Raw genomic sequence first — 25,106 nt, forward strand, 5'->3', positions numbered from 1 at the left:
GGGCGCCTGGCCCACTATGCCTAAGCGCTTGCTCAGTCAAGTTACCCGTCAGTTCGCGTCGCTGTCCAGATCTGCGCGCCCAAGGTTGCCCACGTCACGTCCTTCAGGACGCGGACGCCTCCTGGCGGCTCCAGCGGCGGTTCGCGGTGTCGTACTCGAACGAGGGTCTGCCCGTGACGGGAGCGGTGCGGAACGGGACACCGCCGTCGGTGATCCGGACCGTGCCCCGGCGCCCCTCCGAGCTCCACTCCAGCTCCAGGTACCAGCGGCAGTCGCACCTCGCCGCCCCCGCCGAGACCAGCAGCTCCTCCGGCTCGGCGGCGCTGACCGTGTACGGGAAGGAGACCGCCGGGAGCGTCCGGCCCTCCTGCCCGGAGGCGTCGTACCCGTCCAGCGCCCGCGCCACCGGCCGCGGCCGGTCCAGGTCCACCTCGAAACGGCGCGGCGTCACCGCCCCGCCGCACCCGCCGCCCACCCGGTACGCCGCCCACGGCAGCGCCGCGCCCCGCTCCACCACCCGCACGTGCAGCGCCTGGAGCACCACCGCCGCCGCGCCCTTCCCCTGCACCGACACCCGCACCAGCGTCTCCCCGCCGTCCACGGCCCCCTGCGCCGCCGCCCAGCTCAGCGCGTCGGCCGACTCCGGCGGGGGAGGGGGCGTCCGCTCCACGAGGTAGGTGTGCCCGCACCCGTTCTTCCAGAGGTGCGAGGCGACCGTCCACGTCAGCGGCGCCGGTGGTTCTGCGGCCCGCTCCCGGGTCTTCCCCGGCAGGAGTACGGCTCCGAGCGTCACCGTCGCCACGGCCGCCAACGCCCCGCAGACCACGCCCACCCACGCCCACCGGCGCCTCCGCCGCCCGGACGGGAGACCCGGCACGCGCGCGTGCACGGGTTCCAGCTCGGGCTCGGACGGGGGCTCCGGGACCGGCTCGGGCTCGGGCTCAGGCGCCGGCGCCGGATCCTGTTCCCGGCCGCGCTCGGGCTCGGGCTCCGCGTCGGGCTCCGGCACCGGCACCGCGACGGGCTCCGGCGCCGGACGGCGACGGGTGCGGTCCGCGCGGCTCCAGGCCACCTCCAGGGCCCGCCGCTCCTCCTCGTCCGCCCCGCACAGCAGGGCGAGGCGGTCGACCACGGCGAACTCCTCCGGGACGGTCGCGCCCGAGCAGTAGCGGTGGAGGGTGGACGCGCTGACGCTCAGGCGCCGGCCCAGCGCCTCGTAACTGCGCCCGTCCCGCGCCTTCAGCGCGCGCACGAGCCGCGCGAACTCCTCGACGGCGGCGTCCTTCGGCATTCCATCCCCCTCGACCCTGCGTCCCACCCTTCACGTCCTTGCACGTCAGCGGGGGTGGAATGGTTCCGGGACGGACGGTGGGCGCGTCACCGTTGCCCGGGGCGGGCGGGGGCCCGACGCTGGTGGAAGCACTGACCGAACGACCCGACGGGGGATCCACCACCATGAACAAGCTCCGTACCGCACTCGCCACCGCCGCCGCTGCCGCCCTGGGCCTCGCGGCCCTCGCCACGGCCCCGGCGCAGGCCGCCGCCCAGCCCGCCTTCCTCGCCGCCTCCCAGATGCCGCCGTCGTCGACGCCGTGGACCGCCACCCAGGTCTTCACCGGCGTCCCGGAGAACGGCGGCGCCCTCTGCGCCCCGTACAAGATCCCGGCGCAGAACACCCGCTACCGCGAGTTCACCACCGAGCTCGACACCAACGGCGTCCAGATCACCACCGTCGCCCGCACCGAGGCCGACGCCGTGAAGCTGGTCGACACCCTCCGCAAGTCCCTCGCCGGCTGCGGGCCCCTCCTTGAGCGGCAGAACCCGGGCCTGCACGCCGTCAGCGCCTCCCACGGCAAGCTCGCCGTCGAGGAGGGGGCCTGGGTCTACAGCCTGGACACCGCCGACCCGCAGATCGGCAGCACCGACATCCACCTCTTCTCCGTGGGCCGCGACGGCCGCACCGTCACCCTCGTCCGCTGGGGCCAGATGGGCGACTTCGAGGACGCCCCGCTGACCGCCTTCCGCACGACGACGAAGACCGCCGTCAACAAGCTCTACTGACCCGGGGCGACCTCGCGCAGCCGAGAGCCGTGGAACCGGATCGGGTCACGAAGCGCGGAGGGCGAACCACAGCTCCATCCGTACGTCGGGATCGTCCAGGTCCCGGTCCAGGAGCGCCGCGCAGCGGGCGATCCGCTGGCGGACGGTGTTGCGGTGCAGGCCCGTCGCCACCGCCGTCCGGTCCCAGCCGCCGTGCAGGGAGAGCCAGACGCGGAGGGTCTCGGCGAGGGGTTCGGTGAGCGGTGCGAGCAGCGTCCGGGCGTACGCGGCGGCTTCGCCGGGGTCCACGAGACCGGCGAAGCCGCCCGCCCGGTGCCGGACCAGGGACGTGCGGGAGGCCTCCGCCCGGCGCAGCGCCCGCGCCGCCTGCGCGTCGGCGGCCGTCAGCTCCGCCGCCGCCACGGGGGCGCTCGCGCCGAGCGTCCAGCCCTCCTGCGCGGTGACGCCGGTGGAGGCGGGCAGCAGGAGCCGTACGGTTCCCCCGGCCTGGTCCATCAGCGGTGTGCCGAGCGCCGCCGCGAGCGAGGCCGTCGCGAACGGCGTGCCGTCGCCGCCCGAGGCGTGGACCACCGTCCACGGGCCGGGACCGAGCGCGCCCGCCACCTCCGCGGGGGGCGCGCCGAGGAGCAGGCGGACCAGGGCCCCGTCCCGTACGGTCACGTCCGCGCCCCGGTGCGGGGCCGTCAGCAGGGACAGCAGGACGACCGCGACGCCCGCGATGGTGTGGTCGCCGGGGTCCCGCCGCTCCGTCGCGACCCCGAGCGTCAGGCTGTCCCCGCCGCCCAGCGCGTAGGCGGCGAGCCGCAGCCCGCCCTCCTCCCCGCTCGCCGAGGCCGGTCCGCCCGGCCCGCCGGAGACCAGCGCCGCCAGCTCGGCGAGCGTCCCCGCCGCCTCGGCCGGGATCTCCGGGCCGGCCACCGCCGACTCCGTGCCGTCCGGGCCGAAGAGCACCGCCCGTCCCGCCAGGCGCGAGGCCAGCGCGCCGAGGACCGCCGGGACCGGCGCCGGCCGGGCCGCGGCCGTCGCCAGGGACTGCTGCGCCTCCGTCACCCGGCGCAGCTCGCGCAGCCGGGCCTCCGCCATCAGCTGCCACAGCGCCCGCGCGACCGCGGTGAACGGTGTCCGCGGCGGCACCTCGACCAGCGGCAGGCCCTGACCGGCGCAGGCCTCGACGAGCTCGGCCGGGACCGTGTCGTACACCGGTGTCACCCCGAAGGCCAGCGCCGCCGCCCCCGCCTCCACCACCCGCTCGACGTAGCGCGCCGGATCGGTGAGCTGCACGCCCGCCGTCATGAGCAGCTCGCCGCCGAGGAGATACGGGTAGGGATCGGCCATCTCCGAGGTGTGCACCCAGTGCAGCGGGACGTCCTCGGGCCCCGCGAGCAGCCGGAGGCCCAGATCCCGGCGCGCGAGCAGCGCGGTCAGCGGGACGGGTGGCGCCGGGGGAGTGGAGGCGGGGTGCGCCGAACGCGTCGTCATGGACTCTTCGTACACCACGCGCTCGTACAGTGGAGAGAACGCACACTTCTGCACCGCTTTCCCGCCGCCTACCGTCGTGATGTCCGGCGTGCCGGAGAACCCAGCCGGAGACACCCCCCCAGGAGGACCCGACCATGAGCAGCAGCGACCAGAACACCCCGCGCGGCCCGATCGACTCGTCCCGCATCCCGCGGTACGCCGGTCCCGCGACGTTCGCCCGGCTGCCGCGGCTCGACGAGGTCGGCACCGCGGACATCGCCGTGGTCGGCGTCCCCTTCGACAGCGGCGTCTCCTACCGCCCCGGCGCCCGCTTCGGCGGCAACGCCATCCGCGAGGCCTCCCGCCTGCTCCGCCCCTACAACCCGGCGCAGGACGCCTCCCCGTTCGCCCTCGCGCAGGTCGCGGACGCCGGCGACATCGCCGCCAACCCGTTCAACATCAACGAGGCCGTCGAGACCGTCGAGGCAGCCGCCGACGAGCTGCTCGGCACCGGCGCCCGCATGATGACCCTCGGCGGCGACCACACCATCGCGCTGCCGCTGCTGCGCTCCGTCGCCAAGAAGCACGGCCCCGTCGCCCTGCTCCACTTCGACGCGCACCTCGACACCTGGGACACCTACTTCGGCGCCGAGTACACCCACGGCACCCCGTTCCGCCGGGCCGTCGAGGAAGGCATCCTCGACACCGAGGCGCTCTCCCACGTCGGCACCCGCGGCCCGCTCTACGGCAAGCAGGACCTCACCGACGACGAGAAGATGGGCTTCGGCATCGTCACCTCGGCGGACATCTACCGCCGCGGCGCCGACGAGGTCGCCGACCAGCTGCGCCAGCGCATCGGCAACCGCCCGCTGTACATCTCCATCGACATCGACTGCCTCGACCCGGCCCACGCCCCCGGCACCGGCACCCCCGAGGCGGGCGGCATGACCTCCCGCGAGCTCCTGGAGATCCTCCGCGGCCTCTCCTCCTGCAACCTGGTCTCCGCCGACGTCGTCGAGGTCGCCCCGGCGTACGACCACGCCGAGATCACGGCGGTCGCCGCCTCGCACACGGCGTACGAGCTGACGACGATCATGTCGCGTCAGATCGCGGAGAGCCGCGCGGCCGCGCAGTAGTACCGCCGGGTGGCCCGGGGGCGGGCTGCGCGACACTCGTCGCGCGGCCCCGGCCCGGGTGGGCACGACCCGGCCACCGGGCCGCACCGTACCGACCACGCCACGCCAGAGGGACGTCCATGACCCACGACCACGACCTGGTCCTGCGCCCGACCGCCGCACAGACCGAGGCCGCGCTCAACCCGCCCCCCGGGCGCAACGGCGGCGACCTCGTCATCGAGACCCTCACCGGGCTCGGCGCCACCACGGTCTTCGGACTCCCCGGCCAGCACGCGCTCGGCATGTTCGACGCGCTGCGCCGCTCCTCCCTCCGGTACGTCGGCCTCCGCGTCGAGAACAACGCCGGCTTCGCCGCCGACGCGTACGGCAGGATCACCGGCGAGGCCGCCCCGCTGCTGCTCTCCACCGGACCCGGCGCGCTCATGTCGCTCGCCGCGCTCCAGGAGGCCGCCGCCGCCTCCGCGCCCGTCCTCGCGATCGGCAGCCAGATCCCGGCGGCCGGCCTCGGCGGCGGTCGCCACGGCTACCTCCACGAGCTGCGCGACCAGCAGGCCTCGTTCAGGGACGTGGTCAAGTCCGTCCACACGGTCCGTACGCAGTCCCAGATCCCGTCCGCCATCGCGGCGGCCTGGGAGTCGGCGCTCACCGCCCCGCACGGGCCGGTCTGGGTCGAGATCCCGCAGGACGTGCTCGTCGCGGAGACGGCGCTGCCCGTGGTCACGGCGATGGACGCGACGCCCGAGGACATCGCCCCGCGCCCCGAGCTGACGGCGCTCGCGGCCCACCTCCTGGCGAACGCCGAGCGGCCCGCGATCATCGCGGGCGGCGGCGTCGTACGCTCCGACGCCTCCGGCAAGCTCCGCGCGCTCGCGGAGCGCCTGGACATCCCCGTCGTCACCACCTTCGGCGGCAAGGGCGCCTTCCCCTGGGAGCACCCGCTGTCGCTCCAGTCCTGGCTGGAGGACCGGCACACCACCGACTTCCTGGAGGACGCCGACGTCCTCCTCGTCGTCGGTTCGGGCCTCGGCGAACTGTCCTCGAACTACCACACGTTCGCCCCGCGCGGCCGGGTGATCCAGATCGAGGCCGACGCCGGGAAGCTGGAGTCCAACCACCCGGCGCTCGGCATCCACGCGGACGCCCGCCTCGCCCTCCAGGCGCTCCTGGAGACGGCCCCCGAGCGGCGGGACCCGACGGCCCCCGAGCGGGTGCGTACGGTCCTCGCCAAGGTCAGGGAACGGATCGCCGCGCAGGACCTGGACCTGGAACAGCAGGTCGTCGCGGCCGTACGGGCGGCGCTGCCGGCCCGCTCGCCGAGCTTCTGGGACATGACGATCCTGGCGTACTGGGCGTGGTCGGCCTTCGACGCCCGGCACCCCAACACCATGCACTCGGCGCAGGGCGCGGGCGGCCTGGGCTACGCCTTCCCCGCCGCCCTCGGCGCGGCCGTCGCGGACCCGTCCCAGCCGGTCCTCGCGGTCTCCGGCGACGGCGGCGCGATGTACTCGATCGCGGAGCTGGCGACGGCGAGGCAGTACGGGCTCGACGTGACCTGGCTTATCGTCGACGACGGCGGCTACGGCATCCTGCGCGAGTACATGACGGACGCCTTCGGCGAGACCACGGGCACCGAACTGACCCGCCCCGACTTCGTCGCCCTGGCGGAGTCCTTCGGTGTCCCCGGGACCCTGGCGAGCCCGGAATCCCTGACGGCGGACCTCACGAAGGCCCTCGCGACCCCCGGCCCGTCGGTGGTGGTCCTCCCGGCCCTGCTGCGGATGTTCGAGCCGACGCACCTCTGACCCGGAAGACCGTCCGGCCCACCCTCGCGAGGGCGGCGGGGGCCGGACGGCCGCGGTGCCTCAGCCGACGAGCTCTCCCCACCGCTCCCGGTACTCGGCGAGCTGCGCCGCGTACCCCTCCCGGAACCTCTTCTCCTCCACCTCGCCGAGCCCGTTCCGGCCCATCGGCTCCGGGCGGATCAGCCGCCCGACGTCGGCGAGGACCTCGGCGGCGGCCTCGGCGACGGCGCCGCCCTTCTGCCGGGCGGTGAACACGCGGTTGCCCGACTCTCTCAGGAGCTCCTCGCACACCGTGCGGGGCTTACCGACCGCCCTCCTCATCCCCGCCTCCGGCACGGCCACGACCCTGCCCGCCACCGCGAGCCCGTCCAGGGCCCCCAGCGCCGCGTACAGCCGCCCCCACGCGTAGTACTTCCCGTCCTCGACCCGCGTCACGGACCTCCCCTTCCCCTCCGACCCTACGAACCGCCCTCCGACGTCCACCGCTTCCTACCCAGGCCGGGCCTCACTTCTCTCCCGGCCCCGCCTCCGAGGTCCTAGGACCAGCGACCGGTCTTGTCCCGTTCTTCGTTGCGGCGGGATGAAATCGCACGTCGGCCGCGTTGGGCCTTCCGGTAGAGCAGGACGGACGGGAGGCCATTCGTGGCGGCGGTGGGGCAGCACAAACAGGCGGCGGACGGACAACCGGCGGCCGACGGGCGACCGGCGGCGGACGGGCGGCAGGGCTGGGCCCGGCGGCTCACCGGATACGCCTGGCGGTACAAGGCGAACGTGATCCTCGCGCTCGGCTCCTCCCTGCTCGGGATGGCCGTGCTCGCCCTCGTGCCGCTCGTCACCAAGGTGATCATCGACGACGTCATCGGGACGAAGACCCGCGACCTCGGCGTCTGGACCGGCCTCCTCATCGGCGCCGCCGTCCTCGTCTACGTCCTCACCTACGTCCGCCGCTACTACGGCGGACGCCTCGCCCTCGACGTCCAGCACGACCTGCGTACCGACATGTACGCCACCATCACCCGGCTCGACGGGCGGCGTCAGGACGAGCTGTCCACCGGCCAGGTCGTCGGGCGGGCCACCAGCGACCTCCAGCTGATCCAGGGCCTGCTCTTCATGCTCCCGATGACCATCGGGAACGTGCTGCTCTTCCTCATCTCGCTGGCCGTCATGGCCTGGCTGTCCATCCCGCTCACCCTCGTCGCCCTCGCCGTCGCCCCCGCCCTCTGGTTCATCGCCAAGCGCAGCCGCACCCGCCTCCACCCCGCCACCTGGTACGCGCAGCAGCAGGCCGGTGTCGTCGCCGGGGTCGTCGACGGAGCCGTGACCGGCGTCCGGGTCGTCAAGGGCTTCGGCCAGGAGGACCAGGAGACCGGCAAGATCCGCGAGGCCGGGCGGAAGCTGTTCGCCGGACGGCTGCGGACGGTGCGGCTGAACTCCAAGTACACCCCCGCCCTCCAGGCCGTCCCGGCCCTCGGCCAGGTCGCCGTCCTCGCCCTCGGCGGCTGGCTCGCCTACAAGGGCCAGATCACCCTCGGCACCTTCGTCGCCTTCTCCGCCTACCTGGCCTCCCTCGTCGGCCCGGTCCGCATGCTCGCCATGGTCCTCACCGTCGGCCAGCAGGCCCGCGCCGGCGTCGACCGGGTCCTCGACCTCATCGACACCGAGCCGGTCATCCAGGACGGCACCAGGGAACTGCCGGCCGACGCCCCCGCCACCGTCGAGTTCGACGACGTGTCCTTCGCGTACGAGGACGGCACCCCCGTCCTCGACGGCTTCTCCCTGGAGATCCGCCCCGGCGAGACCGTCGCCGTCGTCGGCGCCTCAGGCTCCGGGAAGTCGACCGTCTCCCTCCTCCTGCCCCGCTTCTACGACGTCTCCCACGGCGCCGTCCTCGTCGGCGGCCACGACGTCCGCGAGCTGACCCTCGACTCGCTGCGCGCCGCCGTCGGGCTCGTCCCCGAGGACTCCTTCCTCTTCTCCGACACCGTCCGCGCCAACATCGCGTACGGCCTCCCGGACGCCACCCAGGAGCAGATCGAGGCCGCCGCCCGCGCCGCCCAGGCGGACCGTTTCATCGCCGAGCTGCCCGAGGGCTACGACACCAAGGTCGGCGAGCACGGCCTGACCCTCTCCGGCGGCCAGCGCCAGCGCGTCGCGCTCGCCCGCGCGATCCTCACCGACCCCCGGCTGCTCCTCCTCGACGACGCCACCTCCGCCGTCGACGCCAACGTCGAGCACGAGATCCACGAGGCCCTCAAATCGGTGATGGCGGGCCGCACCACCCTGCTCATCGCGCACCGCCGCTCCACCCTCAACCTCGCCGACCGCATCGCCGTCCTGGAGGACGGCCGGCTCGCCGCCCTCGGCACCCAGGCCGAGCTGGAGGAGCACTCCCCGCTCTTCCGGCGCCTCCTCACCGACCCCGAGGAGCTGGGCGCCGTCTCGCCCGGCCACATCGCCCCGCCCGACGTCCCCGAGGACCGCACCCTGCGGGCCGAGCTGGACGCCGAGTTCGACGCCGAACGGGGCATCACCCCGACCCTGTGGGTACGGGACGAGGCCGCCGACCGGGAGAGCGAGGTGCCCGGAGCCACCCCCGAGCTGCTCGCCGCGGTCGAGGCCCTGCCGCCCGCCGCCGACACCCCCGACATCGACGAGGCCCGCGCGGTGTCGCCCGAGGACGCGTACGGGCTGCGCCGGCTCCTGCGCGGCTTCGGCGTCCCGCTGCTCATCAGCCTCGGCCTGGTCGCCCTCGACGCCGGCGCGGGCCTGCTGCTTCCGATCCTGATCCGGCACGGCATCGACGAGGGCGTGAACCGGCTCGCGATCGGGGCCGTCTGGGCGGCCTCCGCGCTCGCCCTGGTCACCGTGCTCGTGCAGTGGGTCGCGCAGACCGCGGAGACCCGAATGACCGGCCGCACCGGCGAACGGGTCCTGTACGCGCTGCGCCTGAAGATCTTCGCCCAGCTCCAGCGGCTCGGCCTGGACTACTACGAGCGCGAACTCACCGGCCGGATCATGACCCGGATGACGACGGACGTGGACGCCCTGTCCACCTTCCTCCAGACGGGACTCGTCACCGCCTTCGTCTCCGTCGTGACCTTCTTCGGGATCATGGTCGCGCTGCTCGTGCTCGACCTCCAGCTCGCCCTGGTCGTCTTCGCGACCCTGCCGGTCCTCGCCGTCGCCACGTACTTCTTCCGCCGCTCCAGCGTGAAGGCGTACGAGCTGGCGCGCGAGCGGATCAGCGTCGTCAACGGCGACCTCCAGGAGTCGGTCTCCGGCCTGCGGATCGTGCAGGCCTTCCGCCGCGAGCGGTCGGGCGCGGCCCGGTTCGCCGAGCGCAGCGACTCCTACCGCGAGGCGCGCGTCCGCGGGCAGTGGCTGATCTCGATCTACTTCCCGTTCGTGACCCTGCTGTCCTCGGTGGCCGCCGCCGCCGTCATGATCGTCGGCGCGAACCGGATCGAGGCGGGCACGCTCACCACCGGCGCGCTCGTCGCCTACCTCCTCTACATCGACCTGTTCTTCGCCCCCGTGCAGCAGCTCTCCCAGGTCTTCGACGGCTACCAGCAGGCCGCCGTCTCGCTGAAGCGGATGCAGGAACTCCTCCAGGAGCCGACGTCGACGGCCGCCGCCGACGCCCCCCTGGACGTGCTGTCCCTGCGCGGCGAGATCGCCTTCGAGGACGTCTCCTTCGCGTACGGGGGAGAGGACGGCACCGCCAAGAAGGAGACCGCCCTCACCGGCATCGACCTGCGCATCCCGGCCGGGCAGACCGTCGCCTTCGTCGGCGAGACCGGGGCGGGCAAGTCCACCCTGGTGAAGCTGGTCGCCCGGTTCTACGACCCGACCGGCGGCCGGGTCACGGCCGACGGCACCGACCTGCGGGACCTCGACCTCACCGCGTACCGCCACCGGCTGGGCGTCGTCCCCCAGGAGGCGTACCTCTTCGCCGGGACGGTCCGCGACGCCATCGCCTACGGCCGTCCCGAGGCGACCGACGCCCAGGTGGAGGCGGCGGCCCGCGCGGTCGGCGCGCACGACATGATCGCCACCCTCGACGGCGGCTACCTCCACGAGGTCGCCGAGCGGGGCCGGAACCTCTCCGCGGGGCAGCGCCAGCTCATCGCCCTCGCCCGCGCCGAGCTGGTCGACCCGGACGTGCTCCTCCTCGACGAGGCGACGGCGGCCCTCGACCTGGCCAGCGAGGCCCAGGTCAACCAGGCCACCGACCGCATCTCGGGCCGCCGCACCACCCTGGTCGTCGCCCACCGGCTGACCACGGCGGCCCGCGCGGACCGCGTCATCGTCATGGACCACGGCCGGGTCGCGGAGGACGGCACCCACGAGGAACTCCTCGCCCTGGACGGCCGGTACGCCACGCTGTGGCGCACGTTCATCGGGGAGTCGGTGGACGAGGAGGAGCCGGAACGGGTGTGAGCAGGAGGTGATCCGCCCGGATGAGGAGATGAGTATCCGGGCGGATGGTCCGGCCTCCGCCCGACGGGGTTGGATCGGGGCATGAGCAACGACTCCCGCACCCGCGCCGCCTCGCCCGTCCCCGTCACCCCGCCGGACGTCGAGGGCGCGCGTCTGCGCAAGCGGTCCGTGCTCTGGGCCGGGCTGTTCCTGCCCGCGAGCCTGCTCGCCGGCATCCTGGTGCTCACCCGTGAGAACACCGCCCGCTGCCTCACCTACGGGGAGGCCTGCGACGGCACCCCCGGGTTCCTGTACCTGGTGAGCCTGGCGATCGGCCTCGCGGCGCTGGTGACCGTGCAGAGCACCTCCCGCCCCGACGTCCGCCGGGCGGCCTTCTGGACCCAGCTCGGCGCCGAGGGCGTCTTCCTCCTCTTCCTCCTCACCGCCTTCTCGTAGGCCTGTCTCTTGGCCCCCGGGCCGGAGGCAACCATTCCGGGGTCGGGCGCGTCGTACGCCCGTACGCTGATCCATTCGGGAGGGGAACGCATGCTCACGGAGACGCAGAACCCACGGCGCGGCCGACGGCTGCTCACCCGGGTCCTCGCCCCGCTCCTCGCCGCCCTCGCCCTGCTCGTGCTCCCCGGTCCGGGGCCCGGCACCGGCACCGCCGAAGCCGCCTCCGTCTGCCAGGGCCGGCCGACCAAGACGTACCGTTTCGCCACCGGCGAGCTGCGCCTCTACAAGACCCGCCACTACGCGTGCGCCGTCACCGTCGCCAAGCGCCCCGGCTCCGCCCGCCCGATGAGCGTCTCCCTCCAGCCGCGCGGCGGTCGGCCCGCCGTCAAGTCCGGCCGGTACACCCGGCAGACCGGCCCGGTCACCGTCCACGCCCTCAACCGCTGCGTCCGCGCGTCCGGTGCGGTGGCCGGCCGGGGAACCTCCACGGCCTGGATCCTGTGCTGATGTACAGGAAAGTCCAAGGGTAAGGACCAACTGGGTCTGGCGGTCCACACGTTGCCCCCGCTAGGTTCGCGACACCGTTGTGAACCAAGGGGAGGACGAATGCGCAAGTCGCTCAGATGGCTGGTGTCGCTCTCGGTGCTCATAGGCACCGTCGGCTCCACGGGCGTGGCCACCGCCGCGAACACGGAGGCCGACAGCAGCACGGCTGTCGCCGACTCGCAGAGCACGGACATCAAGGACCGCATCCTGGCCATCCCCGGGATGACCCTGATCGAGGAGAAGCCGTACGCCGGCTACCGCTACCTCGTCCTGAACTACGAGCAGCCGATCGACCACCGACGCCCGTGGGCGGGCACCTTCCAGCAGCGGATCTCCGTCCTCCACAAGGGCACGGACCGTCCCACCGTCTTCCGCACCAGCGGTTACGGGCTGAGCACCACTCCGAGCCGGAGCGAGCCGACCCGGATCGTCGACGGCAACCAGATCTCCATGGAGTACCGCTTCTTCACGCCGTCGCGCCCGCAGCCGGCCGACTGGTCGAAGCTCGACATCTGGCAGGCGGCCAGCGACCAGCACCGGATCTTCACCGCCCTGAAGAAGATCTACGCCGAGAACTGGCTCTCCACCGGCGGCTCGAAGGGCGGCATGACCGCCACCTACTACGAGCGCTTCTACCCGAAGGACATGGACGGCGTCGTCGCCTACGTCGCCCCCAACGACGTGGTGAACAACGAGGACTCGGCCTACGACCGCTTCTTCGCCAACGTCGGCACCAAGGAGTGCCGCGACCGCCTCAACGACATGCAGCGCGAGGCCCTGATCCGCCGCGAGCCGCTGCAGAAGAAGTACAAGGAGTGGGCGGAGGCCGAGGGCGCCACCTTCAACACGGTCGGCACCCTCGACAAGGCCTACGAGGCCGTCGTCCTCGACTTCGTGTGGGGCTTCTGGCAGTACTACGGCGAGGACGTCTGCGACCAGATCCCGGACGCGAAGACCGCGACCGACGACGTCGTCTACGAGACGATCGACGCCTACTCCGGCTGGTCCGCCTACGCCGACCAGGGCCTGGAGTACTACACGCCGTACTACTACCAGGCGGCGACCCAGCTCGGCTCGCCGACCATCCAGCAGCCGCACCTCGCGGGCCTCAGCCGCTACGGCTACCAGCCGGCCCGCAACTTCGTGCCGAGCTCGATCCCGATGAAGTTCCAGCCGCAGGTCATGCGGGACGTCGACAACTGGGTGCGCAGGAACGCGAACCAGATGCTGTTCGTCTACGGCGGCAACGACCCGTGGGGCGCCGAGCCGTTCCACCTCGGCAAGGGCGCGCGCGACAGCTACGTCTACACGGCGCCGGGCGCCAACCACGGAGCCAACGTGGCCGGGCTCGTCGACGCCGAGCGGGAGAACGCCACCGCCCGCATCCTGGCCTGGGCCGGCGTCTCCGCCCCGGCCGTCCAGGCGGCGCAGCCGCTGGCGCGCTTCGACGCCCGCCTCGACAAGGCGGTCGACGAGGACGTCACCCGGGAGCACGGCCTGCGGCCGTAACCCGTAACCCTCGGCTCGTCAGGTGCCCGGTGATCCTCGGCGGAGGAGCACCGGGCACCGTCGTGTCAGCTGTACGAGAGTCCGTGGCCGACCGGATACAGCACCTTCGCCGGTTCGTCCGCGTCCTGCACCGGGACCGGGAGCCGGCCCCTCGGCCGCGCCCGGCCCGCCAGGACCCTTACGGCCGCCCGGAGTTCGACGTCCGTCCAGGAGTAGGACGCCAGCGTCGCCCGCTGGCCGGCGATCCGGGCGATGTCGTACGGGTTGCGGATCGCGATCGTCACCACGGGCACCCCGGTCGCGACGAGCCGCGCCACGAGGGTGCGCTGCGGGCTGGCCGCGGTGACGTTGTACGTACCGACGACGACCACGTCCTTCCCTGCCGCCGCCGCCACCGCCTCCTCGATCTTCGCGGCCGTCGGGGTGATCCCGGTGGAGAGCGCGGTCGCGGTGAACCCCAGCTCCCCCAGGGCCGTCGCGAGGGTGGTCGTGGGCGGCCCGGTGGTCCCGGACGGCGAGGCCGGGTCGGCGCCGACGACGAGGACCCGGCCGTGCGAGGCCGGGCTCAGCGGCAGGAAGCCGTCCTCGTTGAGGAGCAGCGTCGTGGTGGCCTCGGCGATCCGGTCCGCCTGGGCGAGGTGGGCGGCGGTCCCGACCACCCGCTCGACACCGGCCCGGGTCGTGTACGCGTTCCGGAACAGGCCCAGCTTCGCCTTGAGGCGCAGGATCCGCAGGATCGATTCGTCGAGCCGGGCCTCCGTCAGCTCGCCGCCTCTGACCGCCGCCAGGACCGCGTTCCACGCGACGTCCAGCTTCGGCGGGTTGAGCAGCTGGTCCACCCCGGCCTTGAGCGCGAGCACCGGGACCCGGTCGTCGCCGTACTTGGTCCGCACGCCCTCCATGCCGAGCGAGTCGGTGACCACCACGCCGTCGTAGCCGAGCTGTTCGCGCAGGATGCCGGTGAGGATCGGCCGGGACAGCGTCGCCGGGTCCTCGCTCGGGTCGAGCGCCGGGACCACGATGTGCGCGGTCATGATCGAGTCGATCCCGGCGTCGATCGCCGACTCGAAGGGCGGGGCGTCCAGCTCGGCCCACTGCGCCCGGGTGTGGGTGATCGTCGGCAGACCGTAGTGGCTGTCGACGGCGGTGTCGCCGTGCCCCGGGAAGTGCTTGGAGGTGGCGGCGACCCCGGCCCGCTGGTACCCCTTGACCTGCGCGGCGACCAGACCGGCGACCGCCGCCGGGTCGGAGCCGAAGGAACGGACCCCGATGACCGGGTTGGCCGGGTTGACGTTGACGTCGGCGACCGGGGCGTAGTTCTGCCGGATGCCGACCGCCGCGAGCTCCGTGCCCGCGATCTGCGCGGCCTTGCGGGCGTCCGCGTGCGAGCCGCCGGCGCCGAGGGCCATCGCCCCGGGCACCAGGGTCGCGGGCTCGCCCACCCGGCAGACGATGCCGTGCTCCTGGTCGGTGGAGATGAGCACCGGGACGGGTGTGTCCTGGGCGAGCGCGGCCTGCTGGATGCCGTTGGAGAGCTCGGCGATCTGCTGCGGGTCGCGGGTGTTGTGGGCCCAGGCGAAGTAGATGACCCCGCCCACGTGGTAGCGCTCGACCAGCTCGGCGGCCGTACGGACGCCGATCTCCTTGACGTTGGCGTCGATGTCGGCCTGGTCGGGGGCGGTCGCGGAGTGGCCGTACACCCGCATCACGAAGAGCTGGCCGACCTTCTCCTCGAGGGACATGCGGTCGATGATCCGCCGGAGCCTGTCGTCCTGGTCGGCATGGGCGGGCGTGCTCAACCCGGTGACGGCCGCCGCGGCGGCTGCGGCGGTCACCGTGAGGAGGGTGCGTCGGGAGGGGGCGGGGGCGCGGTGGTGCACTGATGCTCCTTCCGGCCGTGCGAGAGTGAAGTGAAGGAAACTTCCAAGGAGACACGGATAGCCCGAAAGTAACTGCCAGGTCAAGGACCCGCGCACGAATCGCCCGCGCGAGCCGGGCCCGACCGGCAGGACACCCCCGGCGGCCGTGGCGGACCATTCGGGCGCTTCTCCGCCCCCTCCGGGGGACAGCGCACGCCTGTCATCCGGTACCCGCGGCCGCCGGGCGTTCACTGACGGCATGAACATGAAACTGGCGCGCCGGGCGCTTTCCGGCGCCCTGCTCGCGACCCTCCTGACGGCGGGACAGGCCTCGGCCGCCGCCGTGCAGCAGAACATCGCGCTCTCCGAGTCCGGCACCGACGGCTCGGTCGTCTCCTGCGAGCCGGGCCTGCCGGACGCCTGCCACTGGCGGTTCGAGTCCTTCGCGAACGGGTCGGGGCTCCCCTACGGCTACGAGACCCTCCCGGTCGTCGTCGACCTGCGGACCTCCGGCACCTGGGACGCGCAGGGCTGCCAGCCGCTCGCCGACGACAGCACCGTGACCTTCCACCGGCGGCCCGGCCAGGCTGACTTCGGCTGGCGGAAGCAGCTCGGCGGCGCGTACTGCAAGGTCGGCGACAACGCTCACGTCCTCCACGCGACGTTCGTCGTCGAACCGGCCACCCGCGCCGGCCGTTACCACCGGGTGACGGGGACCGGAACCATGACGCTCCAGGACGGAGTCGGCAACACCCCGGGCAGTACGGGCCCGTGGGACGCCCAGGAGAGCGGAACGCTGACCTACTGATCCGAACGACAGGCTTAGGGTGCCGGTATGGATCTCGTACCCGTCGACCGCACTCCCGCCCCGGGAGCCGTCCTGCTCAGCGGCATACCCGGCAGCGGCAAGTCCACCGTCGCGGCCGCCCTCGCGGCCCGGTTCGCGATGTCCGCGCACATCGAGGTCGACGAGCTCCAGAACCTGATCGTCCGGGGCGGCCACTGGCCGGACCCCGACGGCGACCCGGAGGCGGACCGCCAGATCTTCCTCCGGGCCCGCAACGCCTGCCTCCTGGCGGACAGCTTCGTCACGGCCGGCTTCCTGCCGGTCGTCGACGACGTCGTCGTCCGCCGCTCCCACCTCGACTTCTACCGCTCCCAGGTGAAGGCGGGACCGCTCCACGTCGTCTTCCTGGCCCCCGGCCCCGACAAGGCCTGGGAGCGCAACAACGCCCGCCACAAGAAGCTGACGACGAACTGGGCGTTCCTGGACGAGGCGATGCGCGCGGAACTCTCCGGCGAGGGCATCTGGATCGACAACGCGGACCAAGCGGTGGAGGAGACGGTGGACGCGGTACTGAAGGCGACGGGCCTGACGTCCCCGGCCGCCTGACGTCCCCGGGGCCTGGCGCGACGGTCCGACGCCGGGGACGTGACCTGAGGGACGCGGCCTAGAGGCTGCGGGCCGTGATGTCGCCGTACGACGTGGTGGCCCGGATGCTCAGCTCCGCCGCCGCGCCCCCGGTGTTGGCGAGCGCGTTGTGGATCCGGCCGTAGGCGGTGCCGGCGTCGAGCGTCGCGGAGACGCCGGGGGCGGCGTCGACGGAGATCGCGCCGGACTCGGTGCGCAGGACGACCGTGCCGCGGGTGGCCGCCGCGACGCGGAGGTCGCCCTGCTGGGTGCTGATCTCCGCGGGGCCGCCGAGGCGGCCGACCGTGATGTCGCCGGAGAGGAGGGCGAGGCGGGCGTTCGCGGTCTCGTCGAGCGTGACCGTGCCCTGCGCGCCCTCGAAGGTGACGTCGCCGAGCCGTCCGGTGCCGCGGAGTTCGCCGGCGGCCGTCTTCGCCTCGACGCGGGAGCCGGCCGGGAGCTGGACGGTCACCTCGACGGACCCGGAGTCGCCCAGGATCCGGTTCTTCGCGGGGGCGGCCGCGATCCGCAGGACACCGTCTCCGTACTCGACCGTGATCTGCTCCGCGGCCTTCACGTCGGCGCCCTTGGCGGCGTTCGCGGGCCGGACGTCGACGGTGGTGTCGGTCCGGTCCGAGGCGGCGAGCCGGATGAGCCCGGCGGGGATGTCGAGGACGGTGACGATGGCGGCGGGGGTGGCGAACTTCTGCATGATGAGCTCCTTCTTCGTCAGCGTGCGCTCTGTCGGCCCGCTGTTTCCGATGAGTGAAAAGCTACGTTGCGTTCGCTGATATGGCAACAGATTGCACGCCTCAAGTCCGCGTTGCTGCAGGTGGGTGCGGCAATTTCATTGCAATGATTCTGCGGTCTAACGCAACGACTCCACTCCGGAGTGTTGCAATGAGCTGGAGGTGAAAGCTCCATCGGGGGCATGCGGAAACGACGAACGCCGCCGCGAGCGCTGCTCGCGACGGCGTCCGGAGGGCGAGTGCCTACCCGCGGGGTCGTCCCGTCGACCCCCGCACCACCAGCTCCGCCGGGACCGTCTCGGGGCCGCCCGCCGAAGGCTCCTCCGTGCCCATGGCCAGACGGCCCGCGCGGACGCCCGCCCCGTGCAGCGGGAGGCGTACCGTCGTCAGGGCCGGGACCGCGTCCACCGAGAACGGCAGGTCGTCGAAGCCCGCCACGGACACGTCGCCGGGGATGTCCAGGCCCCGGTCCCGCAGGGCCGCGCAGACGCCGAGGGCCACCGTGTCGTTGGCGGCGACGATCGCCGTGAGGTCCGGGTCGCGGGCGAGCAGTTCGGCCGTCGCCTCGTAGCCGGCCTGCCGGTCGTACGCGCCGCGGACCGTCGGCCCCTCCGGGACACCGGCCGCCGTGAGTGCCGCCCGGTGGCCTTCGAGCCGGTGCCGGGTCGTCGTGCGGTCGGCGGGCCCGGCCGCGTAGCCGATGCGCCGGTGGCCGAGTCCGAGCAGGTGCTCGGTGAGCTGCCGCGCGCCGGTCCGGTTGTCGAAGACGAGCGCCGCCGTGTTCGCGTCGCCGGGCACCGGCGGGCGTCCGCACAGCACGACCCGGGTCCCCGCCTCCGCCAGCCTGGCCAGCTTGGCCGCGGTGGCCGTCAGGTGCTCCGGGTCCTCCAGTGAGCCGCCCATGAGGATCACGGCCGCGGCCCGCTGCCGCTGGAGCAGGGTGAGGTAGGTCAGCTCGCGTGCGGGGGAGCCGCCGGTGTTGCAGACGACGGCGAGCTTCTCGCCCCCGCCGCGCCCGGCCGCGCCCTCGCCGATCGCGCCCTGCGCCGCGCTCGCCATGATCCCGAAGAAGGGGTCGGCGATGTCGTTGACGAGGACGCCGACCAGGTCGGACGTGGCGGCGGCGAGGGAGCTGGCGGGGCCGTTGAGGACGTAGTCCAGTTCGTCCACGGCACGCAGGACCCGTTCGCGGGTCGACGCCGCGACCGGGTAGTTGCCGTTGAGGACGCGGGAGACGGTGGCGGGGGAGACCCGCGCGCGGGCGGCCACGTCCGCCAGGGTGACGGTCATCGTGTGTGCGTACCTCCGGGGCCCTTGTCGACGGCGATGTCGGCAGGCTAGCGTCATCCTCGATGGAAAGCGCTTTCTATCGCAGAGAGAAGGCACTTTCCGTCAGGAACGCGGAACACCGGGGAGAGGAACACTTCGTGACACGCAGGACAGTCCGCATCGCCATGAACGGCGTCACCGGACGCATGGGATACCGCCAGCACCTCGTCCGCTCGATCCTCGCCCTGCGCGAACAGGGCGGCCTCGACCTCGGCAACGGTGAGACCCTCTGGCCCGAGCCGGTGCTCGTCGGCCGCCGCGAGCCCGCCCTGCGCGCGCTCGCCGAGCGCCACGGACTCACCGAGTGGTCGACCGACCTCGACGCCGTCCTCGCCGACGACAGCATCGACATCTACTTCGACGCCCAGGTCACCTCCGCCCGCGTCGAAGCGCTCACCAAGGCCATCGACGCCGGAAAGCACATCTACACCGAGAAGCCGACGGCGGCCGACCTGGCCGGCGCCCTGGACCTCGCCAGGCGCGCCACCGAGAAGGGCATCAGGCACGGCGTCGTCCAGGACAAGCTGTTCCTGCCGGGCCTGCTCAAGCTGAAGCGCCTCATCGACGGCGGCTTCTTCGGCGAGATCCTCTCCGTACGCGGAGAGTTCGGCTACTGGGTCTTCGAGGGCGACTGGCAGGACGCCCAGCGCCCCAGCTGGAACTACCGCTCGGAGGACGGCGGCGGCATCGTCGTCGACATGTTCCCGCACTGGGAGTACGTGCTCCACGAGCTGTTCGGCCGGGTCACCAGCGTCAGCGCGCACGTCGCCACGCACATCCCGCGCCGCTGGGACGAGCAGGGCAAGCCCTACGAGGCCACCGCCGACGACGCCGCGTACGGCATCTTCGAGCTGGAGGGCGGCGCCGTCGCCCAGATCAACTCCTCCTGGACGGTCCGCGTCAACCGCGACGAACTCGTCGAGTTCCAGGTCGACGGCACCCACGGCTCCGCCGTCGCCGGACTCCGCGGCTGCCGCGTCCAGCACCGCTCGGCCACGCCGAAGCCCGTCTGGAACCCCGACATCCCCGTCACCGAGTCCTTCCGCGACCAGTGGCAGGAGATCCCCGACAACGCCGAGTTCGACAACGGCTTCAAGGCCCAGTGGGAGCTGTTCCTGCGGCACGTCGTCCTCGGCGAGCCGTACCACTGGGACCTGCTCGCCGGCGCCCGCGGTGTCCAGCTCGCCGAGCTGGGCCTGAAGTCCGCCGCCGAGGGCCGTCGCCTCGACGTCCCGGAGGTCGGCCTGTGATCCGCCTGCCAGGACCCGACGGCGGCGTACGGGAGTACCACCCCCGCGCCGAGCCCCTCGCGCTCACCACGTCCGGCGCCCTGACCTCCCGTACGGTCTTCTCCGCCGCCCACGTCGTCGCCGACCCGTACGCCGACACCAGCCCCGACTCGCCCGCCGCCGTCGACTGGGACGCCACCCTCGCCTTCCGCCGCCACCTCTGGTCCCAGGGCCTCGGGGTCGCCGAGGCCATGGACACCGCCCAGCGCGGCATGGGCCTCGACTGGAACGGCGCCGCCGAGCTGATCCGCCGCAGCGCGGCGGAGGCGCGGAGCGTGGGCGGCCTGATCGCCTGCGGCGTCGGCACCGACCAGCTCGCGGGACCCGCCGGCCTGGCCGAGGTCCGCAAGGCGTACGAGGAGCAGCTCGCCCTCGTCGAGGAGACCGGCTCCCAGGCCATCCTGATGGCCTCCCGCGCGCTCGCCGCCGCCGCTTCCGGACCCGAGGACTACCTCGACCTGTACGGGCACCTCCTCCGCCAGGCGGGCGAACCGGTGATCCTGCACTGGCTGGGCCCGATGTTCGACCCGGCACTGGAGGGCTACTGGGGCTCCGCCGACCTCGACGCCGCCACCGAGACCTTCCTCGACGTGATCAAGGCCCACCCCGACAAGGTCGACGGCATCAAGGTCTCCCTCCTCGACGCCCGGCGCGAGGTCGAACTCCGCCGCCGCCTCCCGGAGGGCGTCCGCTGCTACACGGGCGACGACTTCCACTACCCGGAGCTGATCGCCGGCGACGAACAGGGCTTCAGCCACGCCCTGCTCGGCATCTTCGACCCGCTGGCCCCACTGGCGGCGGACGCCGTCAGGACCCTGGACACGGGTGACGTCGAGGGCTTCCGGGCGACCCTCGACCCGACGGTCGCCCTCTCCCGGCACCTCTTCCAGACGCCGACCCGCTTCTACAAGACGGGCGTCGTCCTCCTCGCCTGGCTCGCCGGCCACCAGGACCACTTCACGATGGTCGGCGGCCTGCAGTCCGCCCGTTCGCTGCCGCACCTGGCGCGCGCGTACGAACTCGCCGACGGGCTGGGCCTCTTCCCCGACCCGGCGCTCGCCGAGGCCCGGATGCGATCCCTCCTCACGGTGCACGGAGTGCCGCAGTGAACCTCGACCGCTTCAGCATCAACCAGATGACGGTGAAACAGCTCGCCCTGCCCGAACTGGTCGAGCACTGTCTCCGACTGGGAGTCCCGGGCATCGGCCTGTGGCGCGCACCGGTCCAGGAGTACGGGGTCGAGGCGGCGGCCGCGCTGGTCCGCGACGCGGGCCTCACCGTCACCACCCTCTGCCGGGGCGGGTTCTTCACCTCGGACGGGTGGGAGGCGGACAACCGCGCGGCGATCGACGAGGCCGTGACGCTCGGCACCGACACCCTCGTCCTGGTCTCCGGCGGCCTCAGCCCCGCCTGCCCGGACCTGCCGTCGGCCAGGGCCCGCATCGCCGAGGCGATCGGCGCGCTCGCCCCGTACGCGGGGGAGCGGGGTGTCCGGCTCGCCATCGAGCCGCTGCACCCGATGTACGCCTCCGACCGGTGTGCGGTCTCCACCCTGGACCAGGCCCTGGAGATCGCGGAGCGGTTCCCCGCCGAGCAGGTGGGCGTCACCGTCGACACGTACCACCTGTGGTGGGACGACCGCGCCCCGGCGGCGGTGGAACGCGCGGGCGCGGAGGGCCGGATCCACACCTTCCAGCTCGCCGACTGGACCACCCCGCTGCCGGCCGGTGTCCTCAACGGCCGGGGGCAGTTGGGCGAGGGCTGCATCGACCTCCGAGCCTGGGCGGACCTGGTCGAGAAGGCCGGCTACACGGGCCCGGTCGAGGTGGAGCTCTTCAACGACGACCTGTGGGCCCGGGACGGCGTGAAGGTCCTGGAGGAGACGCTGGACCGGTTCCTGGCGGTCTGACCGGCTCCATCGAGCTGCCCGGCCCCGGTGCGGAGGGGCCGAGGCGAGGCCGCCCGGCCGTGCGGGGCCGGGCGGCCGTGTGCGTACGGCGCCCGGCGCGCTGCCTGTGCGCGGTCACCCGCCCAGGTGCCGGACGTCGTGCTGCTCGACCTCCTTGAGGACGCGGGCCACCGTGACGAAGTCGTTGTCCCGGTGCAGGATGGTCAACCCGTGGTGGACCGCCGCGGCGCAGAGAAGGAGATCGACGACGCCCGCCGCACGGTGCTGACCCTTCTGCGTCAGCTTGTACTGGGCGGTTTCCACCCGTCGCCGTGCGTCCTTGGGGACAAGCACGGTTCCGATCGTGGCGGAGAGGGTCTCGCCGATCTCGTCGCGGTCGTCCGGGCCGGCGGCGGTGAAAAGAATTTCCGCCCTGGTGGCCTCGCACGTGCCGATAGCGCCCGTTTCGATCTCGGCGTCCCAACGGCGGTGCGCGGCGGGATCGATGCCGAGGTGAACGTACGCACTGGTGTCGATGAGGTACGTGATCACTCGGCGTCCTCGCCGTGCTGGGCGGCCTTGCGGGCTTCCCATGCTCGGCGTGTGGGCTCCAGTTCACCTCGTGCGCCCCGCTCCGCGAGGCGCTGGTACGCGGCCCTGCGGCGATGGCGCCTTACGACGTCTTCGAGCGCCGTGTTGATCGTGTCCTTCTTCGTGGGCGTACCAAGAAGCTTCGCGGCCTCGGCGAGTACGTCGTCGTCCGCATCCACGTTGGTCACACCCATGATCACCCTCCAAGCGCACCATGTGGGAAGAGCGCCCACTCTTCCCACGTCGTAGCTCAGGGCCGGTCCCCCGGAGCGGGAGTTGTCCACAGTCCCGCACCCCTTGTCGGTGGGTTTCGCTACGGTCGGCGCATGTCCAACGAGGGTCGTGGTCCGGCAGTGCTCGAAGGGGTCCTGGAGCGGATCACCTACGCCAACGAAGAGAGCGGGTACACGGTCGCCCGGGTCGACACCGGCCGCGGCGCCGGCGACCTGCTCACGGTCGTCGGCGCGCTGCTGGGGGCGCAGCCCGGGGAGTCGTTGCGGATGGAGGGTCGCTGGGGCTCGCACCCGCAGTACGGCAAGCAGTTCACCGTGGACAACTACACGACCGTGCTGCCCGCCACGATCCAGGGCATCCGCCGCTACCTCGGCTCCGGTCTCGTCAAGGGCATCGGCCCCGTCTTCGCCGACCGCATCACCCAGCACTTCGGGCTCGACACCCTCGACATCCTCGAAGACGCTCCCGCGCGCCTGATCGAGGTCCCGGGTCTCGGCCCCAAGCGCACCAAGAACATCACCGCGGCCTGGGAGGAGCAGAAGGCGATCAAGGAGGTGATGGTCTTCCTGCAGGGCGTCGGCGTCTCCACCTCCATCGCGGTCCGGATCTACAAGAAGTACGGGGACGCCTCGATCTCCGTCGTGAAGAACCAGCCCTACCGGCTCGCCGCCGACGTCTGGGGCATCGGCTTTCTCACCGCCGACAAGATCGCGCAGTCCGTGGGCATCCCGCACGACAGCCCGGACCGGGTGAAGGCCGGCCTGCAGTACGCGCTGTCGCAGTCGAGCGACCAGGGGCACTGCTTCCTCCCCGAGGAGCGGTTGATCGCCGACGCCGTCAAACTCCTCCAGGTCGACACGGGGCTCGTCATCGAGTGCCTCGCCGAGCTGGCCGAGGACCCCGAGGGGGTCGTACGGGAAGTGGTGCCGGGCCCCGAGGGGACGCCCGTCACCGCCGTGTACCTGATCCCCTTCCACCGGGCCGAGCTGTCGCTCGCCGGGCAGCTGCGGCGGCTGCTCGGCACCGAGGAGGACCGGATGCCGGCCTTCCGGGACGTGGCCTGGGACAAGGCCCTCGCCTGGCTCGCGGACCGCACGGGGGCCTCGCTCGCGCCCGAGCAGGAGGAGGCCGTACGGCTCGCCCTCACCCGCAAGGTCGCCGTGCTCACCGGCGGACCCGGCTGCGGCAAGTCGTTCACGGTGCGGTCCATCGTGGAGCTGGCCCGCGCCAAGAAGGCCAAGGTCGTCCTCGCGGCCCCCACCGGCCGGGCCGCCAAGCGGCTCGCCGAGCTGACCGGCACCGAGGCCTCCACCGTGCACCGGCTCCTGGAGCTCAAGCCGGGCGGTGACGCGGCCTACGACCGCGACCGGCCCCTCGACGCCGACCTGATCGTGGTCGACGAGGCCTCGATGCTCGACCTGCTCCTGGCGAACAAGCTGGTCAAGGCGGTGGCGCCGGGCGCCCATCTGCTGCTCGTGGGCGATGTGGACCAGCTTCCCTCGGTCGGCGCGGGCGAGGTCCTCGGCGATCTGCTCGCCCCGGGAAGCCCCGTACCGGCGGTCCGGCTGACCCGTATCTTCCGGCAGGCCCAGGAGTCCGGAGTCGTCACCAACGCGCACCGGATCAACGCGGGCGTGCCGCCCAGGACCGAGGGGCTGCCGGACTTCTTCCTCTTCGTGGAGGAGGAGACCGAGGACGCCGCCCGGGTCGCCGTGGACGTCGCGGCCCGCCGGATTCCGGCCAAGTTCGGGCTCGACCCGCGCCGGGACGTCCAGGTCCTCGCACCGATGCACCGGGGCCCGGCGGGCGCGGGCTCGCTCAACGGACTGCTGCAGCAGGCGATCACCCCGGCCCGCCCGGACCTGCCCGAGAAGCGGTTCGGCGGCCGGGTCTTCCGCGTGGGTGACAAAGTCACCCAGATCAGAAACAACTACGACAAGGGAGCCAACGGGGTCTTCAACGGCACGGTCGGTGTCGTCACCGCGCTCGACGCCGTCGAACAGCGGCTGACCGTGCGGACGGACGAGGACGAGGAGGTGCCGTACGACTTCGACGAGCTGGACGAACTCGCCCACGCCTACGCGGTCACCATCCACCGTTCGCAGGGCAGCGAGTATCCGGCCGTGGTGATCCCGGTCACCATGAGCGCGTGGATGATGCTCCAGCGGAACCTGCTCTACACGGCGGTGACCCGGGCCCGGAAGCTGGTCGTCCTGGTCGGCTCCCGCCGGGCCATCGCCCAGGCGGTCCGAACCGTGTCCGCGGGCCGACGCTTTACCGCACTCGCGTTTCGGCTCACAGGTCGCACCCTCGTGTGAAAGATCACGGAGGACTACCGGAACCGGGGCGAAGGGGGCAGGATATGAAGG

21 protein-coding genes are annotated in these 25,106 nt (G+C 72.9%); 13 read left to right on the plus strand and 8 right to left on the minus strand.

What is annotated here, in order from left to right; genetic code table 11:
* Nucleotides 1–103: 103 nt before the first annotated feature.
* Entirely contained in the window at nucleotides 104–1,291 is a 1,188-nt protein-coding gene (locus IO20_RS0116595; RefSeq protein WP_030552916.1) for a helix-turn-helix domain-containing protein, read from the minus strand.
* 164 nt (nucleotides 1,292–1,455) lie between these two features.
* Between IO20_RS0116595 and IO20_RS0116600 the strand changes: the two genes are divergently transcribed.
* Nucleotides 1,456–2,061, plus strand: a complete 606-nt coding sequence (locus IO20_RS0116600) for a hypothetical protein (protein WP_030552918.1) — start codon at nucleotides 1,456–1,458, stop codon at nucleotides 2,059–2,061.
* Between the two features lie 45 nt (nucleotides 2,062–2,106).
* On the opposite strand, the gene IO20_RS0116605 is transcribed toward IO20_RS0116600, so the two are convergent.
* Nucleotides 2,107–3,540, minus strand: coding sequence for a PucR family transcriptional regulator (locus tag IO20_RS0116605; protein WP_030552920.1), 1,434 nt, complete (start codon nucleotides 3,538–3,540; stop codon nucleotides 2,107–2,109).
* Between the two features lie 134 nt (nucleotides 3,541–3,674).
* Between IO20_RS0116605 and speB the strand changes: the two genes are divergently transcribed.
* Complete coding sequence (gene speB, locus IO20_RS0116610; protein ID WP_030213311.1) at nucleotides 3,675–4,655, plus strand: agmatinase; 981 nt, start codon at nucleotides 3,675–3,677, stop codon at nucleotides 4,653–4,655.
* A 119-nt stretch (nucleotides 4,656–4,774) separates the two neighbouring features.
* A complete protein-coding gene (locus IO20_RS0116615; RefSeq protein ID WP_030552922.1) occupies nucleotides 4,775–6,457 on the plus strand; it encodes a thiamine pyrophosphate-binding protein in 1,683 nt (560 codons plus the stop codon).
* 60 nt (nucleotides 6,458–6,517) lie between these two features.
* On the opposite strand, the gene IO20_RS39745 is transcribed toward IO20_RS0116615, so the two are convergent.
* A complete protein-coding gene (locus tag IO20_RS39745) occupies nucleotides 6,518–6,892 on the minus strand; it encodes a hypothetical protein (protein ID WP_157850782.1) in 375 nt (124 codons plus the stop codon).
* A gap of 207 nt (nucleotides 6,893–7,099) precedes the next feature.
* Between IO20_RS39745 and IO20_RS0116625 the strand changes: the two genes are divergently transcribed.
* From IO20_RS0116625 to IO20_RS0116640, 4 genes are all read left to right on the plus strand, one after another.
* Nucleotides 7,100–10,897, plus strand: a complete 3,798-nt coding sequence (locus IO20_RS0116625) for an ABC transporter ATP-binding protein (RefSeq protein WP_397791886.1) — start codon at nucleotides 7,100–7,102, stop codon at nucleotides 10,895–10,897.
* Nucleotides 10,898–10,978: 81 nt separating this feature from the next.
* Nucleotides 10,979–11,332 (plus strand): hypothetical protein, encoded by a 354-nt coding sequence (locus IO20_RS37655; protein WP_051874610.1) that lies wholly within the window; start codon nucleotides 10,979–10,981, stop codon nucleotides 11,330–11,332.
* A gap of 90 nt (nucleotides 11,333–11,422) precedes the next feature.
* Nucleotides 11,423–11,839, plus strand: coding sequence for a hypothetical protein (locus IO20_RS0116635; RefSeq protein ID WP_030552930.1), 417 nt, complete (start codon nucleotides 11,423–11,425; stop codon nucleotides 11,837–11,839).
* Between the two features lie 99 nt (nucleotides 11,840–11,938).
* Complete coding sequence (locus IO20_RS0116640; protein ID WP_030213282.1) at nucleotides 11,939–13,387, plus strand: alpha/beta hydrolase family protein; 1,449 nt, start codon at nucleotides 11,939–11,941, stop codon at nucleotides 13,385–13,387.
* 65 nt (nucleotides 13,388–13,452) lie between these two features.
* On the opposite strand, the gene IO20_RS0116645 is transcribed toward IO20_RS0116640, so the two are convergent.
* A complete protein-coding gene (locus tag IO20_RS0116645) occupies nucleotides 13,453–15,267 on the minus strand; it encodes a glycoside hydrolase family 3 protein (RefSeq protein WP_030552932.1) in 1,815 nt (604 codons plus the stop codon).
* A gap of 238 nt (nucleotides 15,268–15,505) precedes the next feature.
* Here IO20_RS0116645 and IO20_RS0116650 point away from each other — a divergent pair, with 238 nt between their 5' ends.
* Nucleotides 15,506–16,054 (plus strand): hypothetical protein, encoded by a 549-nt coding sequence (locus IO20_RS0116650; RefSeq protein ID WP_030552934.1) that lies wholly within the window; start codon nucleotides 15,506–15,508, stop codon nucleotides 16,052–16,054.
* A 27-nt stretch (nucleotides 16,055–16,081) separates the two neighbouring features.
* Nucleotides 16,082–16,639 (plus strand): AAA family ATPase, encoded by a 558-nt coding sequence (locus tag IO20_RS0116655; protein WP_030552936.1) that lies wholly within the window; start codon nucleotides 16,082–16,084, stop codon nucleotides 16,637–16,639.
* 58 nt (nucleotides 16,640–16,697) lie between these two features.
* Here IO20_RS0116655 and IO20_RS0116660 read toward each other — a convergent pair whose 3' ends face one another.
* Nucleotides 16,698–17,369: a DUF4097 family beta strand repeat-containing protein gene (locus IO20_RS0116660; RefSeq protein WP_030552938.1), complete on the minus strand. Its 672-nt coding sequence runs from the start codon at nucleotides 17,367–17,369 to the stop codon at nucleotides 16,698–16,700.
* 280 nt (nucleotides 17,370–17,649) lie between these two features.
* Nucleotides 17,650–18,696, minus strand: coding sequence for a LacI family DNA-binding transcriptional regulator (locus IO20_RS0116665; protein WP_030552940.1), 1,047 nt, complete (start codon nucleotides 18,694–18,696; stop codon nucleotides 17,650–17,652).
* Nucleotides 18,697–18,833: 137 nt separating this feature from the next.
* Here IO20_RS0116665 and IO20_RS0116670 point away from each other — a divergent pair, with 137 nt between their 5' ends.
* The 3 genes from IO20_RS0116670 to IO20_RS0116680 are packed head-to-tail and all read left to right on the plus strand — an operon-like array spanning nucleotide 18,834 to nucleotide 21,933.
* Entirely contained in the window at nucleotides 18,834–19,985 is a 1,152-nt protein-coding gene (locus tag IO20_RS0116670; RefSeq protein WP_030552942.1) for a Gfo/Idh/MocA family protein, read from the plus strand.
* The gene (locus IO20_RS0116675) at nucleotides 19,982–21,133 is read left to right on the plus strand and encodes a dihydrodipicolinate synthase family protein (RefSeq protein ID WP_030552943.1); all 1,152 of its coding nucleotides are present in this window, start codon (nucleotides 19,982–19,984) and stop codon (nucleotides 21,131–21,133) included. Before IO20_RS0116670 ends, IO20_RS0116675 begins: the two co-directional genes overlap by 4 nt.
* 26 nt (nucleotides 21,134–21,159) lie before the next feature.
* Nucleotides 21,160–21,933: a sugar phosphate isomerase/epimerase family protein gene (locus IO20_RS0116680; RefSeq protein WP_051874615.1), complete on the plus strand. Its 774-nt coding sequence runs from the start codon at nucleotides 21,160–21,162 to the stop codon at nucleotides 21,931–21,933.
* A gap of 114 nt (nucleotides 21,934–22,047) precedes the next feature.
* Here IO20_RS0116680 and IO20_RS0116685 read toward each other — a convergent pair whose 3' ends face one another.
* Together IO20_RS0116685 and IO20_RS0116690 are read right to left on the minus strand one after the other, a co-directional pair.
* Nucleotides 22,048–22,464 (minus strand): PIN domain-containing protein, encoded by a 417-nt coding sequence (locus tag IO20_RS0116685; RefSeq protein ID WP_030552945.1) that lies wholly within the window; start codon nucleotides 22,462–22,464, stop codon nucleotides 22,048–22,050.
* Nucleotides 22,461–22,697, minus strand: coding sequence for a type II toxin-antitoxin system VapB family antitoxin (locus IO20_RS0116690; RefSeq protein ID WP_030552946.1), 237 nt, complete (start codon nucleotides 22,695–22,697; stop codon nucleotides 22,461–22,463). The genes IO20_RS0116685 and IO20_RS0116690 overlap by 4 nt, the downstream gene beginning before the upstream one ends.
* 132 nt (nucleotides 22,698–22,829) lie before the next feature.
* On the opposite strand from IO20_RS0116690, the gene recD2 reads away from it, so the two are divergent.
* On the plus strand, nucleotides 22,830–25,055 hold the full coding sequence (recD2, locus tag IO20_RS0116695; protein WP_030552947.1) for an SF1B family DNA helicase RecD2: 2,226 nt from the start codon (nucleotides 22,830–22,832) through the stop codon (nucleotides 25,053–25,055).
* The last annotated feature ends 51 nt before the right edge of the window (nucleotides 25,056–25,106 follow it).

The organism is Streptomyces exfoliatus (genome assembly GCF_000725545.1).
GTDB lineage: Bacteria > Actinomycetota > Actinomycetes > Streptomycetales > Streptomycetaceae > Streptomyces > Streptomyces exfoliatus.

Bases quoted from the DNA above. Each gene is read 5' to 3' on its own strand.
- IO20_RS0116595 (WP_030552916.1), bottom strand. From the start codon at position 1,291: ATGCCGAAGGACGCCGCCGTCGAGGAGTTCGCGCGGCTCGTGCGCGCG.
- IO20_RS0116600 (WP_030552918.1), top strand. From the start codon at position 1,456: ATGAACAAGCTCCGTACCGCACTCGCCACCGCCGCCGCTGCCGCCCTG.
- IO20_RS0116605 (WP_030552920.1), bottom strand. From the start codon at position 3,540: ATGACGACGCGTTCGGCGCACCCCGCCTCCACTCCCCCGGCGCCACCC.
- speB (WP_030213311.1), top strand. From the start codon at position 3,675: ATGAGCAGCAGCGACCAGAACACCCCGCGCGGCCCGATCGACTCGTCC.
- IO20_RS0116615 (WP_030552922.1), top strand. From the start codon at position 4,775: ATGACCCACGACCACGACCTGGTCCTGCGCCCGACCGCCGCACAGACC.
- IO20_RS37655 (WP_051874610.1), top strand. From the start codon at position 10,979: ATGAGCAACGACTCCCGCACCCGCGCCGCCTCGCCCGTCCCCGTCACC.
- IO20_RS0116635 (WP_030552930.1), top strand. From the start codon at position 11,423: ATGCTCACGGAGACGCAGAACCCACGGCGCGGCCGACGGCTGCTCACC.
- IO20_RS0116640 (WP_030213282.1), top strand. From the start codon at position 11,939: ATGCGCAAGTCGCTCAGATGGCTGGTGTCGCTCTCGGTGCTCATAGGC.
- IO20_RS0116650 (WP_030552934.1), top strand. From the start codon at position 15,506: ATGAACATGAAACTGGCGCGCCGGGCGCTTTCCGGCGCCCTGCTCGCG.
- IO20_RS0116655 (WP_030552936.1), top strand. From the start codon at position 16,082: ATGGATCTCGTACCCGTCGACCGCACTCCCGCCCCGGGAGCCGTCCTG.
- IO20_RS0116660 (WP_030552938.1), bottom strand. From the start codon at position 17,369: ATGCAGAAGTTCGCCACCCCCGCCGCCATCGTCACCGTCCTCGACATC.
- IO20_RS0116665 (WP_030552940.1), bottom strand. From the start codon at position 18,696: ATGACCGTCACCCTGGCGGACGTGGCCGCCCGCGCGCGGGTCTCCCCC.
- IO20_RS0116680 (WP_051874615.1), top strand. From the start codon at position 21,160: ATGACGGTGAAACAGCTCGCCCTGCCCGAACTGGTCGAGCACTGTCTC.
- IO20_RS0116690 (WP_030552946.1), bottom strand. From the start codon at position 22,697: ATGGGTGTGACCAACGTGGATGCGGACGACGACGTACTCGCCGAGGCC.
- recD2 (WP_030552947.1), top strand. From the start codon at position 22,830: ATGTCCAACGAGGGTCGTGGTCCGGCAGTGCTCGAAGGGGTCCTGGAG.